Origin of the sequence: Dysgonomonas sp. GY617 (genome assembly GCF_015233815.1) — a bacterium.
In the GTDB taxonomy this organism is placed as follows: Bacteria; Bacteroidota; Bacteroidia; order Bacteroidales; family Dysgonomonadaceae; genus Dysgonomonas_A.
The window spans coordinates 212,529-231,593 of sequence record NZ_JADCLR010000023.1 but is presented as its reverse complement, the minus strand read 5'-3'; the positions used below and the strand labels follow the sequence as shown (position 1 = coordinate 231,593).

The 19,065-nt window shown below is 36.4% G+C and carries 17 protein-coding genes and 1 riboswitch; of the genes, 11 read left to right on the top strand and 6 right to left on the bottom strand.

Annotation, left to right across the window (positions count from 1 at the left end; translation table 11 throughout):
* Positions 1–91: 91 nt before the first annotated feature.
* The 4 genes from atpB to atpD all read right to left on the bottom strand — a co-directional run bounded on the left by atpB (position 92) and on the right by atpD (position 3,471).
* A complete protein-coding gene (gene atpB / locus IR022_RS13785) occupies positions 92–1,183 on the bottom strand; it encodes a F0F1 ATP synthase subunit A (protein ID WP_194204149.1) in 1,092 nt (363 codons plus the stop codon).
* Complete coding sequence (locus tag IR022_RS13780) at positions 1,176–1,586, bottom strand: hypothetical protein (protein ID WP_194204148.1); 411 nt, start codon at positions 1,584–1,586, stop codon at positions 1,176–1,178. The genes atpB and IR022_RS13780 overlap by 8 nt, the downstream gene beginning before the upstream one ends.
* A 3-nt stretch (positions 1,587–1,589) precedes the next feature.
* Entirely contained in the window at positions 1,590–1,835 is a 246-nt protein-coding gene (gene atpC, locus IR022_RS13775) for an ATP synthase F1 subunit epsilon (protein WP_050708155.1), read from the bottom strand.
* A 109-nt stretch (positions 1,836–1,944) separates the two neighbouring features.
* Positions 1,945–3,471, bottom strand: a complete 1,527-nt coding sequence (gene atpD, locus IR022_RS13770) for a F0F1 ATP synthase subunit beta (protein WP_050708154.1) — start codon at positions 3,469–3,471, stop codon at positions 1,945–1,947.
* A 389-nt stretch (positions 3,472–3,860) separates the two neighbouring features.
* Here atpD and IR022_RS13765 point away from each other — a divergent pair, with 389 nt between their 5' ends.
* Positions 3,861–5,054 carry a saccharopine dehydrogenase family protein gene (locus IR022_RS13765; RefSeq protein WP_194204147.1) on the top strand — a complete coding sequence of 398 codons (1,194 nt, stop codon included), beginning with the start codon at positions 3,861–3,863 and terminating at the stop codon, positions 5,052–5,054.
* Between the two features lie 109 nt (positions 5,055–5,163).
* Here IR022_RS13765 and aldA read toward each other — a convergent pair whose 3' ends face one another.
* Together aldA and IR022_RS13755 are read right to left on the bottom strand one after the other, a co-directional pair.
* Entirely contained in the window at positions 5,164–6,600 is a 1,437-nt protein-coding gene (gene aldA, locus IR022_RS13760; protein WP_194204146.1) for an aldehyde dehydrogenase, read from the bottom strand.
* A gap of 168 nt (positions 6,601–6,768) precedes the next feature.
* Positions 6,769–7,296 carry a hypothetical protein gene (locus IR022_RS13755; RefSeq protein WP_194204145.1) on the bottom strand — a complete coding sequence of 176 codons (528 nt, stop codon included), beginning with the start codon at positions 7,294–7,296 and terminating at the stop codon, positions 6,769–6,771.
* A 127-nt stretch (positions 7,297–7,423) separates the two neighbouring features.
* Positions 7,424–7,490: riboswitch (Fluoride riboswitch) on the top strand.
* Between the two features lie 27 nt (positions 7,491–7,517).
* Here IR022_RS13755 and IR022_RS13750 point away from each other — a divergent pair.
* The 10 genes from IR022_RS13750 (at position 7,518) to tpx (ending at position 18,884) form a co-directional block, all read left to right on the top strand.
* Positions 7,518–8,840, top strand: a complete 1,323-nt coding sequence (locus IR022_RS13750; protein WP_194204144.1) for a voltage-gated chloride channel family protein — start codon at positions 7,518–7,520, stop codon at positions 8,838–8,840.
* Positions 8,841–8,917: 77 nt separating this feature from the next.
* Entirely contained in the window at positions 8,918–9,790 is an 873-nt protein-coding gene (locus IR022_RS13745) for a YicC/YloC family endoribonuclease (RefSeq protein WP_050708150.1), read from the top strand.
* A 132-nt stretch (positions 9,791–9,922) separates the two neighbouring features.
* Positions 9,923–10,486: a guanylate kinase gene (gmk, locus tag IR022_RS13740; RefSeq protein WP_194204143.1), complete on the top strand. Its 564-nt coding sequence runs from the start codon at positions 9,923–9,925 to the stop codon at positions 10,484–10,486.
* The gene (nadD, locus tag IR022_RS13735; RefSeq protein ID WP_194204142.1) at positions 10,483–11,058 is read left to right on the top strand and encodes a nicotinate (nicotinamide) nucleotide adenylyltransferase; all 576 of its coding nucleotides are present in this window, start codon (positions 10,483–10,485) and stop codon (positions 11,056–11,058) included. The genes gmk and nadD overlap by 4 nt, the downstream gene beginning before the upstream one ends.
* 77 nt (positions 11,059–11,135) lie before the next feature.
* The gene (locus IR022_RS13730) at positions 11,136–12,317 is read left to right on the top strand and encodes a M24 family metallopeptidase (protein WP_194204141.1); all 1,182 of its coding nucleotides are present in this window, start codon (positions 11,136–11,138) and stop codon (positions 12,315–12,317) included.
* A gap of 108 nt (positions 12,318–12,425) precedes the next feature.
* Complete coding sequence (folP, locus tag IR022_RS13725) at positions 12,426–13,259, top strand: dihydropteroate synthase (protein ID WP_194204140.1); 834 nt, start codon at positions 12,426–12,428, stop codon at positions 13,257–13,259.
* A gap of 92 nt (positions 13,260–13,351) precedes the next feature.
* A complete protein-coding gene (gene cdaA, locus IR022_RS13720; protein ID WP_082204015.1) occupies positions 13,352–14,146 on the top strand; it encodes a diadenylate cyclase CdaA in 795 nt (264 codons plus the stop codon).
* A gap of 179 nt (positions 14,147–14,325) precedes the next feature.
* The gene (locus tag IR022_RS13715; protein WP_050708145.1) at positions 14,326–15,300 is read left to right on the top strand and encodes a lytic transglycosylase domain-containing protein; all 975 of its coding nucleotides are present in this window, start codon (positions 14,326–14,328) and stop codon (positions 15,298–15,300) included.
* A 165-nt stretch (positions 15,301–15,465) separates the two neighbouring features.
* Positions 15,466–18,300: an excinuclease ABC subunit UvrA gene (gene uvrA / locus IR022_RS13710; RefSeq protein WP_194204139.1), complete on the top strand. Its 2,835-nt coding sequence runs from the start codon at positions 15,466–15,468 to the stop codon at positions 18,298–18,300.
* 83 nt (positions 18,301–18,383) lie between these two features.
* The gene (gene tpx / locus IR022_RS13705) at positions 18,384–18,884 is read left to right on the top strand and encodes a thiol peroxidase (RefSeq protein WP_194204138.1); all 501 of its coding nucleotides are present in this window, start codon (positions 18,384–18,386) and stop codon (positions 18,882–18,884) included.
* The last annotated feature ends 181 nt before the right edge of the window (positions 18,885–19,065 follow it).

Genomic DNA, 19,065 nt, shown 5'->3' with positions numbered 1-19,065 from the left:
TAAGTAATGTTTATATACTTATTTCTATATTTTGTAATTGATTCTTTATCTTATTAATATACTCTCCAAAACCCTAAAAAGGTCTATTACCTTAATCGTGTTTTTTAGCGTGATGTGGTTCTGCTTGTGCTAAACCGATAAATACTGCAGATAGCATGGTGAATACATATGCTTGGATATAAGCTACCAAGATTTCAACAAAACTGATAAATATTGTCAAGACAACAGACACCACAGTCATTGATGAGTTGATTGCTACTCCTAGTTTTACAGTCAAAAAGATCAAACATACTAATCCCAGTACTATAGAGTGTCCTGCCAAAATATTTGCAAAGAGACGAATCATCAATGCGAATGGTTTTGTAAATACACCCACAATTTCAATAGGTATCATAATCGGTTTAAGCCATGTAGGCACTTCTGGCCAAAATACTTCTTTCCAGTATTCCTTTGTCCCAAATATATTTACTATAACCAGAGTAAACAATGCCAATACTAAAGTAACAGCTATATTACCTGTTACAGTAGCCCCGAAAGGAAAAATTGGAATTAACCCCGCTATATTATTGATGAAGATAAAAAAGAAAGTTGTCAACAAATAAGGTGCAAATTTTTTGTAGTTTTTACCCACACATGGTTTTATGATATCATCATTCACACTCATGATAAACATTTCCATGAATCCTATAAAACCTTTAGGGGCTTTAGGATTTTCTGCTGTAGAATTCTTTTTATACCATCTTGCAACAGACATTATAAGAACAAGAGTTATTATACTGCAAACAATTAAAGCAAAGGCATTTTTTGTGATAGATATATCCCATGGTCTTATTTCTTCACCTGATGCATTCTTTTCTACAATCTTCCCTTTATAGTCGCCCTCTTGAGCAATGTAGAAGCCTTTGTATGCAGCGTGTCCATGATCGAATCTGGCTGATGAGAATACATTCCATCCACTGTTTTCGCCTTTTACTATGACTGGAAGTGAAACGACAATCTGATGATCTCCCCAAGTTGTAATATGCCACTGGTAAGAATCTGCAAGGTGATCAAGAATTAATTCTTTAACATTCAAGCTTTTTTCACCTTCTAAAGAATGCTCCTCAGACGATGCGTAAGAAGACGTACTTCCTATCACAAATAAGCATACCAGTACAAATATGTATTTTAATCGGCTATTCATTGCTACTATTTTTTTCTTTGATACGCTTCTCTATCTTCATAAAGATGAATGTTTCGGCGATCAGGTATAATAAATAAAATAATATAAAAACAGCTACAAAAGCTTTGATGTTTTCTTTCACCGTAAGCACATACACAGTAACAAAGATCAGTGAAGTAATAACTTTTATGACTTTGGTTAGCATATACATGTTCACTAACTGTTTTTTATCTTTCTTCTGACTACATTTTTCGACCAGAGATACTACCAATGATTCTATTATCAGATAAAATATGGCAAGACCTACAAACCAATTCCAATCAAATGTGGGCAAAAAATAGGACAGACCAACTCCAATGCAACCACTGATTATGAGACCGAAGGCAGTTATAGATATAATTAGTTTTGTTTTGAATATATTCATAAATTATTCTACGCAAACGGTAACTATATTTTTTTTGACTTCAACGAACCCACTTTCGATGACTACTTTCAGAGGTGAACCTTTTTCTATTTCGTATGAAATTTCACCTTTATGCAAAGAAGATATAAGTGGAGCATGATCGGGTAATATGCTAAACTCTCCCTCTGTTCCCGGTAGTTTTACGGATAAAACTGTTCCTTGAAACAACATCTTTTCGGGTGAAACTATCTTTAATTGTAATTCTTTCATTGCTTATAAATAACATTAAATGTTTATTGCTGTATTTTATAATTATAACTGCCTTTGGCTATTACACCCAGTCACAGCAATAAACAAGGTCTGCTACCTCTTTAGGTTATTAACCTTTAGAAGCTTGAGCCATTAGTTTTTTACCTTTCTCAATAGCTTCTTCAATTGTTCCTACATTTAAGAATGCTTGTTCGGGTAGGTTATCTACCTCGCCGTCAAGTATCATTTGGAATCCTTTGATTGTATCTTTAATATCTACAATTACTCCAGGAACTCCTGTAAACTGAGTAGCCACGTTAAATGGTTGAGATAAGAAACGTTGTACACGTCTTGCTCTGTTTACTGTTTGGCGGTCTTCATCCGAAAGCTCTTCCATACCTAATATGGAGATAATATCTTGAAGTTCTTTATTTCTCTGTAGTATTTGTTTTACACGCTGTGCAACATCATAATGATCTTGTCCAACCACATTTGGATCTAAGCTGCGTGATGTTGAATCCAGAGGATCCACCGCAGGATAAATACCAAGTTCGGTAATCTTACGACTTAATACTGTTGTTGCATCCAAGTGAGAGAATGTTGTTGCAGGAGCAGGGTCAGTCAAGTCATCCGCAGGCACATAAACAGCCTGAACAGATGTGATAGATCCATTCTTAGTAGAAGTAATACGCTCTTGCATAGCTCCCATCTCTGTAGAAAGGGTAGGTTGGTAACCCACAGCCGAAGGCATACGACCTAATAGTGCTGATACCTCAGAACCTGCTTGTGTAAAACGGAAGATATTATCAATAAAGAATAATATATCTTTTGGTGCACCATCTTCGTGGTCTGCGTCACGGAACGATTCCGCAACAGTTAGTCCCGAAAGAGCTACTGACGAACGTGCCCCAGGAGGTTCGTTCATCTGTCCGAACACGAGCGATATTTGTGATTTTTCAAGTTCTTTAGGATCTACTTTAGATAAATCCCAATGACCTTCTTCCATGCTTTTCTTAAATTCGTCACCATAACGAACAACATTCGATTCGATCATTTCTCGTAGTAAATCATTACCCTCACGAGTACGCTCTCCAACTCCGGCAAATACCGAATATCCGTTGTGTTTTTTAGCAATATTATTGATAAGCTCCATAATTAATACAGTCTTACCAACTCCTGCTCCACCAAAAAGACCAACTTTACCCCCTTTTGCATAAGGTGCTAATAAGTCGATAACCTTTATTCCTGTAAATAGTACATCACGAGAGGTTATAAGATCTTCAAATTTAGGTGGTTCTCTATGTATAGGTAATCCTCCTGAATTATCAAGAGTTTCCATTCCGTCAATAGCTTCTCCTACCACATTTAGTAAGCGACCCTTTACTTGATTACCAATTGGAACAGTTATAGCCTTACCGGTTGCAATAACATCAAGATTTCGTCTTAAACCGTCCGTACTATCCATTGCAACACCACGAATAGTGTTTTCTCCAATATGTTGTTGCACTTCAATAATTAAAACTTTACCGTTGGGTCTTTGAACGTGTAATGCTTCATATATCTGGGGTAAGTTTGGTGCTGAACCTTCTTTTTGCTCAAAATAGACATCCACCACTGGACCTATGACCTGAGATATACGACCTACTAATTGTGACATAATTATATATTTTTTATTTTTTCTCTTCAATAAGTTTACTGTGCAGGGTCTTTGCTGACGGGTGTGTCAGAAAAGCGATGTTCGCAGTAAAACGCAACAACAATTTATTATTTTTATGCTTTCCAGGTTATCCAATATTTCTTCTTTAAGAAATATGAGTCTTTACAATCAATAACAGTATTTAATAACTTTCATCCTTTATCCGTGCATTGCAATAATGTTATTTCCGTAAGGGGCGAAATATTATATTATTACTATCTGTTTGCGATGATTGTTGAAGCAAATATAGCCAATATTTCATTTTTAAGTTTTATTTTTGTGGGAAAAATAAGTGTACTTACTATTTTTTAAGTATAAATTAACAATATGCTTTTAATACAATTTATAAAATGGGTAGAGTCTTAATTATTGGAGCAGGTGGTGTGGGCACTGTAGTGGTGCACAAGGTCGCTCAAAATCCGGAAGTATTTACAGAAGTAATGCTTGCTAGCCGCACCAAGTCGAAATGTGATGCTATTGCCCAAACTATTGGGGGTGGTAAAATTCAAACAGCTCAGGTGGATGCTGATAATGTAGAGGATTTGATCAGATTATTCAATTCTTTTAAACCCGAGTTGGTAATAAATGTAGCCCTTCCATATCAGGATTTGACTATTATGGATGCTTGTTTGGCATGTGGAGTCAATTATTTAGATACAGCCAATTATGAGCCTAAAGATGAAGCTAAATACGAATATAGCTGGCAGTGGGCTTATCAAGATAAATTTAAAGAAGCTGGTTTAACTGCAATTTTAGGTTGTGGATTCGATCCGGGAGTAACAAGTGTTTTTACTGCTTATGCAGCAAAACATCATTTTGATGAGCTACATACATTAGATATTGTAGACTGTAATGCTGGGGATCACGGAAAGGCTTTTGCAACTAACTTTAATCCGGAAATCAATATTCGTGAGGTTACTCAAAAAGGAAAATATTGGGAAAATGGAGAATGGGTGGAGACTGAGCCACACGAAATTCATAAACCTTTGAATTATCCAAATATCGGTGCAAAAGAATCGTATGTGATTTATCACGAAGAATTAGAATCGTTGGTGAAGAACTTTCCTACTTTGAAACGTGCTCGTTTTTGGATGACTTTCGGACAAGAGTATTTGACTCACTTACGTGTAATTCAGAATATCGGAATGGCTCGTATTGACCCTATTATATATAATGGTGTTGAAATTGTTCCTATTCAGTTCTTGAAAGCTGTATTACCTGATCCGGGAGAGCTTGGAGAAAACTATACTGGCGAAACATCTATAGGTTGTCGTATCACAGGTATAAAGGACGGAAAAGAACGCACCTATTATATATATAACAACTGCTCGCATGAAGCTGCATTCAGAGAAACAGGTATGCAAGGTGTGAGCTATACAACAGGTGTACCTGCAATGATTGGAGCAATGATGTTCTTTAAAGGCATTTGGCGTAAACCGGGAGTATTTAATGTAGAAGAATTTAATCCTGATCCATTCATGGAACAATTGAATATACATGGATTGCCTTGGCATGAATTGTTTGATATCGATTTAGAAATGTAATATCTCAATTATATCAAAAAATAAAAAGACTCGGGGTAATTACTCCGAGTCTTTTTATTGTATAAACTAATTTTAAACTTATCTTATTCATGTTTTTATTCGTCCCTTATTATCCTTTAGTTTCAAGGTAAACAACATGAGTTCTTAAGTATTCTTCTAAACCGTGTTTGCCATCAGCGCCACCAATGCCCGATTTTCGGCATCCTGCGTGAAATCCTTGCATTGCTTCGAAGTTTTCGCGGTTGATGTATGTTTCGCCGAATTTAAGAGCTCTTACGAGTTTAAATGCAGTATCTAAATTTTGAGTGTAAACCGAAGAGGTTAGACCGAACTCCGAGTCATTCGCCCAAGCGATAGCATCATTAATGTCGGAGAATTCAACAATCGGAAGTACAGGCCCAAATGTTTCTTCTTGAATAATATCCATTTTATTGGTAACTCCGTCAAGTACTGTTGGCTCAAAGAAATATCCTTTGTCGCCTATGCGTTTACCTCCGCAAACTAATTTAGCACCTTGTTTGATTGCTTTATCTACTTTCTCCTGAACCGATTTTAAAGCATTGGATTCTACTAATGGACCCATATCTAGGTCTTGAATCTTATTCGGGTCTCCCACTTTTACGGCTTTCATTCCTGCAACTAGCTTAGTCATGAATGCTTCCTTCACGTTTTTGTGTACATAAACACGTTCAGCACAATTGCAAACTTGTCCAGTATTGATGACTCTCGAAGCTATAATTGCTTTAACTGCTAAATCAAGATCGGCATCGTCCATTACAATTGCAGGAGCTTTTCCTCCTAACTCCAGAGATACTTTTGTAATATTTGGTGCGGCAGCAGCCATCGTTTGTTGTCCCGCAGATACACTACCTGTAAGACTTACCATTCCTACTTTAGGGTTAGCTGCCAATTCGTGACCTATAACAGAGCCTCGTCCATTCACCAAATTGAAAACACCTTTTGGTACCCCGGCTTCCTCTACTATCTGTGCAAAGATATATGCATTGATAGGTGTTAATTGACTTGGTTTTACAACTATTGTATTTCCGGTAACAAGTGCAGGAGCAGCTTTACGTGCAATGAGGAAAAATGGGAAATTCCAAGGTAAAATACCTGTTGTTACTCCAATTGCTTTTTTGAATAAGAATATATTTTCGTTAGGGCGATCACTTTGAATTATTTCACCTTCATAGCGGCGAGCCCATCCTGCCATATATTCGAGGTAGTCGGCAGTAAATAATGTTTCTACATTGGCTAAGCCTTGAGTTTTACCACCTTCTTGTACAATAATATCTGTTATTTCTTTTTCTCTTTTGCGGATGCCGGCAGCAATTTTAAGTAGGTAACTGGCTCTTTCAACAGCAGGAATTTTTTCCCATTGGTCTTGAGCTGCATCTGCTGCATCAATTGCTTTTTTTGTATCATCCAATGTGCCATCAGGCATACGAGCGATAACTTCTTCTGTTGAGGGGTTTAGGACATCAATCCATTTTCCGGAAGTATTTTCGATGAATTTACCATCGATAAACATTTTTAATTCTTTCATGGCGTTACGAATAGTATTTTTAATTGGTTAAAGATTATTAGCCTTAAATTGTGATAAGTAGCTATAATCCCAAAAATATGAAAATACTTTAGACTTCCGGCACGAAAGAATGCGAAAAAAACAAAAAAAAGACTCTTGCTTTTGTCCTTTCGACTGTGTTAAATGGATTCAGTTGATCTCTTTTTCAGAAAGTAGGCTATCGGGTTCTCCGATAGTTTCGGGAGATATATTCTCGCTAACACTCTTTTTTTTCCTTGAACAGTAAATAAAAGACCATATTAATCCAATAATACTAACAAAAAGTAAAAGATGTATGCCACCTCCTGCATTTTTTAGTTTAAACATCTTGGAGCTGATGAAGTAAACATACATATATAGAGAAACAAATATCCCCAAAGCTGAAGTTAAGAGCAAAATGAAGTTGGCTGTACGATATTTTATTTTAAATAGGAATGTTGCCGATAGTAAACCTAGTAACGGTACAATATAAAAGACATACGCCAGATGTGGTGAGTCTTTTTTTGAGAAGAACATTATCGTATTCGATATTTTAGTAGTCTTTTTATAGAGTGAAGGTAGATCCCAACCTGTAACGATAAGTTTGCCCCAACTAATCCAAGTAAGAGAAAAAGCAACAAGGATGAATATTATAATAATAGTCTCGAATCTGAGTAAAGAAGTATATTTTGATTTCATGAATAAGCCGTTTTTAATTCGGGCTCAAAAGTATGTAAGAGTTGTAAATCCTGCAACAAAAAAACTGCTATTTTAATGAGTCCTTTTTTTATTTTTTAATATAAAGCAATTATATTTGTGGTGTGATAAATACCCGGGAAATGGTGTCTTCCTTAACCAACCGCCTTGAACAAGCTGATGACGCCTTATTATTAGATATTAATATATTTAATTTATAAGGTATGAAGCTATTAAATAAAGAAACAAACCCATTTTCTGTGCGAAAAATCAGAATTCGATTTCTACTACTCCTAAGAAATTTTCCTGCGATATTATATATTCTTAAATGGATATTGATTACTGCGATTATCGGTGTCTGTATTGGCTCGGCTTCGGCTCTGTTTCTACACTCTTTGGACTTCGTAACCAATTATAGAGAATCACATATCTGGATTATATCATTGCTCCCGATAGCAGGTCTGATTATTGGATTGCTTTACCACTATTATGGTAAAGAAGCCAATGCTGGAAATAATCTCTTGATTGACACCATTCACAAGCCCGAAAAAAGAATTCCTTTTCGAATGGCTCCTTTAGTCTTTTTGGGAACGGTAGTCACTCACTTGTTTGGAGGTTCTGCTGGACGCGAAGGTACAGCTATTCAGATGGCAGGGGCTATTGCAGATGTGTTTCGTAAGCCTTTTCGGTTAACAGCCCAAGATAGCCGTATTTTGCTTGTTGCAGCTACTGCTGCCGGATTTGGTTCTGTCTTTGGAACACCTTTTGCCGGTGCAATCTTTGGTCTTGAATTTTATTTAATAGGCAGATTAAGGTATAATGCGCTGCTTCCTGCTCTTTTGGCTTCGGTTATTGCTGATTGGGTAACGAAGGCTTGGCAGGCAGAGCATACGCATTATACAATTTCTTTTGTTCCGGATATTTCCCCTCTCAATTTATTGTACACAATTCTTGCAGGTATTGCATTCGGACTTTGTGCTGTACTTTTCAGTAAAGGAATTCATTATGTGACGAATGTTTTTAAAACAAAAATAAAATATCCGCCTCTTCGACCTTTTATTGGTGGTATAATTGTAATTATTGCTGTTTGGGCAATTGATACTACCGATTATATCGGGTTAGGCATTCCTATTATTGTAGATTCGTTCGATAATCAATTGGAGCCTTATGCTTTTCTCCTGAAAATAGCATTTACAATAGTAACCCTTGCCGCAGGTTTTAAAGGTGGTGAGGTTACCCCCCTGTTTTTTATAGGTGCTGCATTGGGAAATGCACTCTCATTATTTATTCCACTGCCTATGGTTCTGTTGGCGGGAATAGGATTTGTAGCGGTTTTTGCCGGAGCTACTAACACGCCTATTGCTTGCTCTATAATGGCTATCGAGTTGTTTGGTGGCGGGTGTGGCGTATATGCTGCAATTGCATGTGTTGTTTCTTATTTAATATCTGGACATACAGGTATTTATGGAAAGCAAATGGTAGGCGAGCCCAAGTATGGCAAGTATCTACATGAGAAAGGTAGTCGCTTGGACGAAATAAAGCGCTGAGGAATATATTTGAAGAGTGAATTTTGACCATAGTTTCGTCTAAAAAAGTTACTTTTGTAAAAAATAAAACAAATTATATGATACAATCGATGACAGGATTTGGCAAAGCAACAGCCGAATTATCAAATAAGAAAATTACTGTTGAGGTTAAATCTTTGAATAGTAAACAACTAGACTTGTCTGTGCGTATTCCAAGTGTTTATAAAGAGCAAGAGCTGAATGTGCGTAGCCTGATAGCACGTCGCCTTGAGCGAGGCAAAGTTGATTTTGCCATTTATATCGAAAACACAAGTAAAGAAACTACATCGCAAATTAATCAAAATGTGCTTGAAGCATATTATAACCAGATAAAAAATTCTTCTGAAAAGCTAGGAGTAGCTGTCCCTGCAGATTGGTTTCAAGTATTATTGAGACTGCCTGATGTGCTGAAATATGAAGCTCAGGAAGCTGACGAAGAAGAATGGAAAGTGGTATCTGAAACTATAAATAAAGCATTAGATCAACTTGTAGAATTTAGAAAACAAGAAGGTAAAATGTTGGAAGATTTATTCATTCAGAAGGTTACTAATATCAGTACTCTTATGACAGATATAGAACCTTTTGAAGCGGAGAGAGTTGAAAAGGTAAAAAATCGAATCATCGAAGCCCTTCAAAAAATTGAGAATTTTGACTATGATAAAAATCGTTTCGAGCAAGAAATGATTTATTATATTGAAAAACTTGATATTAATGAGGAAAAAGTACGCTTAAGAAATCACCTTAAATATTTCCTTGAAACATTGAACGATACTTCGGGACAAGGTAAAAAACTAGGATTTATTACTCAGGAGATGGGGCGTGAAATAAACACAACAGGTTCTAAAGCAAATCATGTTCAGATGCAGCAAATAGTTGTTCAGATGAAGGATGAATTAGAGCAGATTAAAGAGCAGGTGCTTAACGTACTCTAAATCTTTAGATGTAGTTGCGAAATTGTAAAAGTAAGGGCAAGTATATATACAATGTTATCTCGGTAATTGCTATAAGTTGTATTTATACTTGCCAAAATAATAAATAGGTCTAAAACCTTAGTGTAAATTTTAATGGGTAAACTTCTTATCTTCTCGGCACCTTCGGGCGCAGGAAAATCGACAATAGTAAATTATTTATTACAGCAGAATCTGAATCTTTCTTTTTCTATTTCGGCTACAAGTCGTCCTCCACGGGGGACCGAGCAACATGGGGTAGAGTACTATTTTTTATCTCCCGATGAATTTAGAGAGAAGATAAAAAATAATGAATTTCTGGAATACGAAGAGGTTTACTCTGATAGGTATTATGGTACATTAAAATCAGAAGTTGAACGCATTATGAATAATGGCGGCAATGTAGTTTTTGATGTAGATGTAGTTGGAGGTTGTAATATTAAAAAGTATTATGGCGACAAAGCATTGTCTGTATTTGTTGAACCACCATCGATTGACGAACTTAAGGACAGATTAGAGAAAAGAGGTACAGATAGCCCCGAAGTAATAAAGGATAGAATAGCGAAAGCCGAATTTGAGATGACATTTGCTCCTCAATTTGATGTGGTTATTCATAACGAAGACCTGGAAGTTGCTAAAACGGAGGCTTTGTCTGTAGTCTCTAAATTTTTGGAACAATGAAAGTCGGTATTTTCTCAGGGTCATTTAATCCGATTCATATCGGACATATGGTGTTAGCTAACTTCATCACCGAATTTACGGATATAGATGAAGTTTGGTTTTTGGTGACACCACAAAATCCACTGAAAGAGGATACTATTTTGTTAGATGAGAATACTCGTTTCGAGATGACAAAACTGGCATTGGCGGAATATCCTAAATTGAAAGCTTCTGATTTTGAGTTCTCTTTGCCAAAACCATCCTATACTATACATACTTTGGAGGCTTTGAGCGAAGCTTATCCCGAAAATACATTTGCCCTGATTATTGGAGCTGACAATTGGGAGGCATTTGATAGATGGAGGGATTTCGAAGAGATATTAGAGCAATATAGAATATATGTATACCCTCGATTTGGTTATCGTATTTCTATCTCTAAGAAATTGAAGGATAGAGTTGAAGCTCTTAATTCTCCCGTTATAGAAATCTCGTCTACCTTTATAAGAGAGGCTTTGATTAAAGGTAAAAATATGCATGCATTTTTATCCGAAAGTGTACATAAGTATATCATTGAAAAAGGCTTATACCTGTAAAGCATAATTGTTGTTTCGGGTAGTTCTAGCTTTTAAATAAGAATAATAAAAGGTCTGAGACCTTAAAATATAAAATTATGGATTTCAATACATCTTTATTCAACGATTTGCAATCACGTAAAGAACGCCTTCAAAACGAAATGCAAAAAAGTGGAGTAGATGCTTGTATCCTGACAACAGGGGTTAATGTATTTTACGTAGCCGGATCTATCTACAATGGATATTTCTATTTGCCTGCTGAGGGAGAAGCATTCCATTTTCTAAAAAGAACTACTGAGGCGGTTTTAGAAAATGCAATATTTATTCGCAAACCAGAACAAATTGTAGAAGAATTAGAAAAACACGGACTTACTTTACCCAAGAAAGTATTATTGGAAGTAGATACGCTATCTTTTACAGAATGTAGCCGACTGATTTCTTCTCTTCAAATTACTGAAACCGTAAATGCTTCGGTATTGCTACGTCAATTACGTTCCGTAAAATCGGAGTTCGAAATATCTCAAGTAAGAGAATGTGCTAAAAAGCATGTTGAAGTTTACAAGCAAATACCTCGCCTATATAAAAAAGGAATGACCGACCTCGAATTACAATTCGAGATAGAACATCTTATGCGTAAACATGGTTCTTTAGGTATATTCAGAAGTTACGGTGCTAACATGGATATATATATGGGAAGTTTACTTGTGGGTGAAAATGCTGAAAGTCCATCTCCTTTTGATTTTGCTTTAGGTGGAAAGGGTGGAAACCCCATACTTCCCCTTGGAGCTTGTGGTGAAGCCATAAAGCAAGGTGATGCAATTATGGTAGATATGGCTGGTAACTATGGTGCTTGGATGACAGATATGACTCGTGTTTTTTCTGTGGGAAAACTTTCGGATTTGGCTTATAAAGCACATGAAGTTTCGAGAGAGATACATGAAATTATCAAGCAGAATACTAAACAAGGAACAGCTTGTGCCGACCTTTATAATACAGCAATGGATCTGGTGAAAAAGAACGATCTCGAAGCTTATTTTATGGGGACAAAGCTACAAGCTAAGTTTGTAGGACATGGGGTTGGTCTCGAAATAAATGAACCACCTGTACTTACACCTCGTTCGAAAGAAGTTTTTGTAAGCAATACTGTTTTTGCACTTGAACCCAAATTTGTAATTCCAAATGTAGGGGCAGTAGGTGTAGAAAATACTTATTTAATACATGACGATAGTATTGAGAATCTTACAGTTTTAGAGGAAAGTATAATCGATCTGGAAAAATAAAAGTCTTAGTTAATTAAATAAATGAAAGTATTTAATGATATGCTTTCTGATTATAACAGTCTATCGCTGTGCATACCAAATAAGAAAATAGATCAGAGATCTTAAGATATGGGAAAAACGATAAATATTAAGGGCGAATTACTGGATCTATCCACTCCTGTTGTGATGGGGATACTTAATATTACTCCCGATTCTTTTTATGAAGGAAGTCGCAAACAAAATGTGGCTGACATATTAAAGAGGGTAGAGGAGATACTTCTTCAAGGGGGTACAATGGTTGATATAGGTGCGCAATCTACGCGCCCTTCATCTCAATTTCTCACTTCAGAAGAAGAGATAGACCGTCTATCACCAGCTTTGTCTGCTATCAATAAAGAGTTTCCCGAAGTTGTTTTGTCTGTAGATACTTTTTATGCAGATGTTGCCAGAATCTGTGTGAAAGATTATAATGTGGCAATTGTTAATGATATTTCAGGCGGTGAGCTCGATTCTCAAATGTTTCAAACTGTTGCTGACCTTCAAGTACCCTATATTTTGATGCATATGCGGGGAACTCCTCAAACAATGCAACAATTGAATAAATACAACGATTTAGTTCCTGATATTGCTTATTATTTCTCAGAAAAAGTAGCCCATTTGCATCGGTTAGGGGTGAATGATATTATACTCGATCCCGGTTTTGGATTCTCAAAAGACGTCCCTCAAAATTACGAATTGATGCGTCATTTGAATTTCTTTGAAAATTTTGAATTACCTTTGCTTGTAGGCATATCTAGGAAAACGATGATAACCAAGTTCCTTGAAGTCTCATCTTCTCAGGCTCTTAATGGTACATCTGTACTGAATACATATGCTTTAATGAATGGGGCTAATATCTTACGGGTACATGACGTAAAGGAAGCTTGTGAGGCTATTAAGATAGTTGAACAATTGAAAGTTTAGGTTTCAATCTTATTTATTATATTGGCTAGAGCAATACCTAAGATTGTTGTAATTATCAAAATATGACAATAAATATTTAACGTTACTTAGCATTGGAAAATTTCGGAATAAAAGACATTATAGATATTCTGCTGGTTGCATTCGTTATGTATCAGTTGTATAATCTTGTCAAAAAATCGGGAACTACCACTATCTTTAAGGGTATCATTGCATTTATTATACTTTGGATTCTTATAGCCCATGTGCTGCAAATGAGACTTATGGGAGCTATTCTCAATAAGTTTGTAAGCATCGGGATGTTCGTTATAATTATCCTCTTTCAGGACGAAATTCGGCGGTTCCTTATGACTTTGGGTGCTAATAGTGTATTCAGATCATTGGTGAAACTCTTCGGAGGAAAAAGTAAAGATACAGGAAGCAATGCTTTTGTGACTCCAATTGTTTTGGCATGTATGAATATGTCGAAATCTTATACGGGGGCTCTTATTGTTATAGAACAAGAAATGTCGTTGGGGCTTTACGAGCAAACCGGAGAATATATAAATGCTGATATAAGCACACGTTTAATAGAGAATATCTTTTTCAAGAATAGTCCACTTCACGATGGAGCTATGATTATTTCCAAAGGGAAAATAAAGGCTGCAGGATGCATACTTCCAGTATCTCAAAATCCTAATTTACCCAAACAGTTTGGTCTTAGACATAGAGCAGGATTGGGTATAAGTCAGGAAACTGATGCGCAGGTAATAACCGTTTCGGAAGAAAGGGGTAAAATCTCATTCATGAGCAGAGGACACATATATCCTAATATAACCCCTGAGAAATTGCAGGAGTTGTTAAATCAGCCTGTTGAAACTGCTGAAAAATCGGAGCGAGTACATAAATAAAAGGATACAAATAAAAGTTCAATTTTAATGACACATTTTAAAATCTGAACTTACAATTATAGTCACACTTAACTTAAAAGTAAAAAAGGTTTTAAACCTTAAATTAGGATTTTTTGGGAAACCGAAAGTAATAATTTCCCTAACTTTACATCGAAAATATAATCTAAAGGAAATTTATAATGAAGAAATATATAATACTGGCAATCTCCGCTATCTGTGTATGTTCGTTAGGAGTTATTCTTCTGTCAACTTCTGAAGCGACACTAGAGGAGCGTAAGAATCCTAAAGTGCTGGCTATGACAACATCCATAGATATTCCTGAGGAGGTAAGTTTTGCCGGGGAGAAATTAAAATTAGATCGCTATGATCTTCATGAACGTTTCGATCGCGAAATAAATAGTTTCGCATATTTGCATTCTACTACACTTCTACTTATAAAAAGAGCTAATCGTATATTCCCTATTATAGATCCAATCTTGAAAGAGAACGGTATACCCGAAGATTTTAGGTATTTGGCCGTAATAGAAAGTTCACTCGATCCTAGAGCCGTATCATCTGCTAAAGCATCAGGCTTGTGGCAGTTAATGCCTGCTACGGGAACTCAATTTGGATTGGAAGTATCTAGCGAGGTAGACGAACGATACTCTATTGAAAAATCTACATTAGCAGCATGTAAGTATCTGAATAGTGCTTATCGGAAATATGGAAACTGGTCGAGTGTTGCCATGTCATATAATGCAGGTATGGGACGTATTAGTGGAGAGCTAGATAAACAACAAGCGGAGGATAGTGTAGATTTATGGTTGGTAGAAGAGACTTCTCGTTACTATTTCAGAATGTTGGCTATCAAATGTATTTTCGAAAATCCATATAAATATGGTTATGTAATATCTGCTGAGCATCTTTACAAACCAATTAAATTTAAATCGGTTGAAGTTTCGGAAAGTATACCCGACTTAGCTTCTTTTGCAAAAGACAATGGGGTAACTTATGCACAACTAAAAGATTTCAACTCTTGGCTACGAGACCGAAAATTGACTATCACGGCTAAAAAGCCAAGCACATATACCATTCTTATACCCGATAGCGAATCGCTTTACTACAAAAGGGGCGAAAAAGTAAAAGTGTATGATAAAAGATGGATTACAGAATAATGTTCAAAAGGTATTTTATATTAGATAAAATACCTTTGATGTATTATTTCTGGGAAGGTGAGAAACTTTCATATTATAATTTATTGGGCAAATAATCATTTGCCCTGCAATTTTTTAATAACAAATAGGTCAGGCGACCTTAAAAGGAGCGTTTAGGATAAAATAATGGATCAGAAAGTTGAAGAAACTGAATTAATATCTGTATACGGTGCACGTGTACATAATCTAAAAAATATTGATGTTGATATTCCCCGTAATTCGCTAGTCGTTATTACTGGATTGAGTGGCAGCGGAAAATCATCCCTAGCTTTCGATACAATATTTGCAGAAGGACAACGACGTTATATAGAAACATTTTCGGCATATGCCCGCAACTTCCTTGGCGGAATGGAGCGTCCTGATGTGGATAAGATAACGGGATTGAGTCCGGTTATCTCGATTGAACAAAAAACTACGAATCGTAACCCTCGTTCTACGGTTGGAACAACGACCGAAATATATGACTTCTTACGACTTTTATATGCAAGAGCCGGAGATGCGTATTCGTACCTGACGGGTGAAAAGATGGTGAAGTACACTGAGGATCAGATACTAGAGCTTATCTTAACTCGTTATCTGGGTAAGAAAATATACATCTTAGCCCCTGTTGTAAGAAATCGTAAAGGACATTATAAAGAACTTTTCGAACAAATCAGAAAGAAGGGCTATTTAAATGTACGTATTGATGGCGAAATCCGTGAGATTCTACCAGGAATGCGTGTTGACCGTTACAAGAATCACAGTATTGAAATTCTTGTAGATAAGATGGCTGTCTCTAATAAATTTGCTGATCAATTAAAGAACAGTGTTAGAGTTGCTATGAAGCAAGGTGAGGGGCTAATCATGATTCAGGATGTTGAGTCGGGAGAAGTTCGTCATTATAGTAGCCAGTTGATGTGCCCTAGTTCGGGTTTATCTTATGGAGAACCTGCTCCACATAATTTTTCGTTCAATTCTCCTTTTGGCGCATGTCCTAAATGTAAGGGTTTGGGAGTTGTCAATCAGATCGATATGGATAAGATTGTGCCGAAACCCGACCAAAGTATACATGCCGGAGGTATAGCTCCTTTGGGTAAGTATAAAAACTCTTTATTTTTCTGGCAGATCGAAGCTATTTGTGAAAAATATGGTGTAACGATAAAAACGCCTATCAAAAATATTCCTGCGGAGGCTTTAGACGAAATAATGTTTGGAACGGATGAGAAACTCGAAATAAAAAACGAGACTCTGGGAGGTTCTACTTATAGCGTTACATTCGAAGGTGTTGCAAAATACATTAATATGCAACAGGAGAGTGAAGCTTCTGCAACGGCTCAGAAATGGGCAAACCAATTTATAAAGACTACCACTTGTCCTGATTGTAAAGGGCAACGTCTCAATATAGAAGCTCTGCATTATAAGATCAACGAGAGAAATATTGCCGAATTGTCGGTTATGGATATCCAAGAACTTTATGATTGGATACAGACCATGGATGAGCATATCTCGGAAAAGCAAAGATTTATAGCAGAAGAGATCAAAAAAGAAATTCTTTCGCGATTGACTTTCTTGTTGGATGTTGGATTGAGCTATTTGTCTCTTAATAGAGCATCTGCTTCCTTGTCGGGAGGTGAAAGCCAGCGTATACGATTAGCTACTCAAATTGGGTCGCAGCTTGTAAATGTACTTTATATTCTTGATGAGCCTAGTATTGGTCTTCATCAAAGAGATAATGTGAGGCTGATTAAATCATTGAAGAAATTACGTGATTCGGGCAACTCTGTAGTTGTAGTAGAGCATGATAAAGATATGATGCTCGAAGCGGATTACATTATTGATATGGGACCTTTTGCAGGTCGAAGAGGGGGCGAAGTCGTTTTTGCAGGAACTCCAGAAGAAATGCTAAAAGCTGATACGATGACTTCAGACTATCTGAATGAACGTAAAATGATAGAAGTACCTAAGAAAAGGAAAAAAGGAAACGGACATTCTATTGAATTAAAAGGTGCAACAGGTAATAATCTCAAATCAGTAGATATAAAAATACCTTTGGGAACACTCACTTGTGTTACCGGAGTATCGGGTAGTGGTAAATCGAGTTTGCTTAATGGGACTTTGTTACCAATACTTAGCCAACACTTTTTCAGGTCATTGGCAGATCCTCTTCCATATAAGTCTTTCAAAGGAATGGAATTTGTGGATAAAGTGATCAGCGTAGACCAATCGCCTATCGGGCGGACGCCTCGTTCTAATCCGGCTACTTATACAGGAATATTCTCAGATATTAGAAACTTATTCGTAAGCCTTCCCGAAGCCAAAATCAGAGGCTATAAGCCTGGTAGATTCTCCTTTAACATAAAAGGAGGGCGTTGCGAAACGTGTGGGGGAAATGGATACAAGACAATTGAAATGAACTTTTTGCCAGATGTGTTTGTTCCATGTGAGGATTGTCACGGTAAGCGTTATAATAGAGAAACTCTAGAGGTTAGATTTAAAGGAAAATCTATTGCCGATGTTTTGAATATGACCATTAATGCGGCAGTTGAGTTCTTTGAGAATACTCCAAATATTTTACATAAAATAAAAGTCCTGCAAGATGTAGGTTTGGGCTATATTAAGCTAGGGCAACCGTCGACCACTCTTTCAGGAGGGGAATCGCAACGGGTTAAACTGGCTACCGAACTGGCTCGAACCGATACCGGTAATACTATTTATATTTTAGATGAACCAACTACGGGACTTCATTTTGAGGATATAAGAGTTTTACTGACTGTATTAAATCAACTTGTTGATAGGGGGAATACCGTAATTGTAATTGAGCATAATTTAGATATAATTAAATGTGCCGATTACATTATTGATATGGGACCTGAGGGCGGTTCTGGCGGTGGAATGTTAATGATGCAGGGTACACCTGAAGAATTAGTGAAAAAAAACGTAGGAATTACGTCGGAATTTCTTAAATTAGAGTTAAAAATGTAAAAAAAGAGATTTTTGTGAGATAAATAACAAAAAACAGATTAAATTTGCTCTTGAATTAGAGAGCATCAATAAAACAATAGATTATGGCAAAAATAAGTTTTAAAGGTGGTGAGGTTAATACTATAGGTGCATTACCAAGTAAAGGAACTCAAGCTCCTAATTTTACATTAGTAAATGGTCAGTTAGCAGAAGTGTCTCTTTCTGATTATAAAGGAAAAACAGTTGTTTTGAATATTTTTCCGAGTTTAGACACTAGTGTATGTGCTGCTTCTGTTAGAAAATTCAATCAGGAGGCTGCTAAATTAAACAACACAGTTGTTTTGGCAGTATCAGCAGACCTTCCTTTCGCTGCAGGAAGATTTTGTACAGCAGAAGGAATTGAAAATGTAACTCCGGTGTCAGTTTTTAGAAGCCCGGAATTTGGAAAAGATTATGGTGTGTTGATGACAGATGGTCCACTTAAAGGCCTTTTAGCCCGTGCAGTGGTAGTTATCGACCCAAAAGGAAATATATCGTACATTGAGTTGGTTCCTGAGATTACGCAAGAGCCTAATTATCAGACCGCAATCAACTCTATTGTGTAGTTTTGTAAAGTTTGTGTTAAGAAGGAGAGTCTGCGAAGTGATTTCGCGGACTTTCTATTTTTATAACACTTGCTTTATTTTTAATCCACATATATAAAGAGCAAATCACGCTTTTTTCACTAACTTCGTTTTTGTATCAGAATCCATTATTTCTGGCATAATTCTTCTATCATTTAAGAAT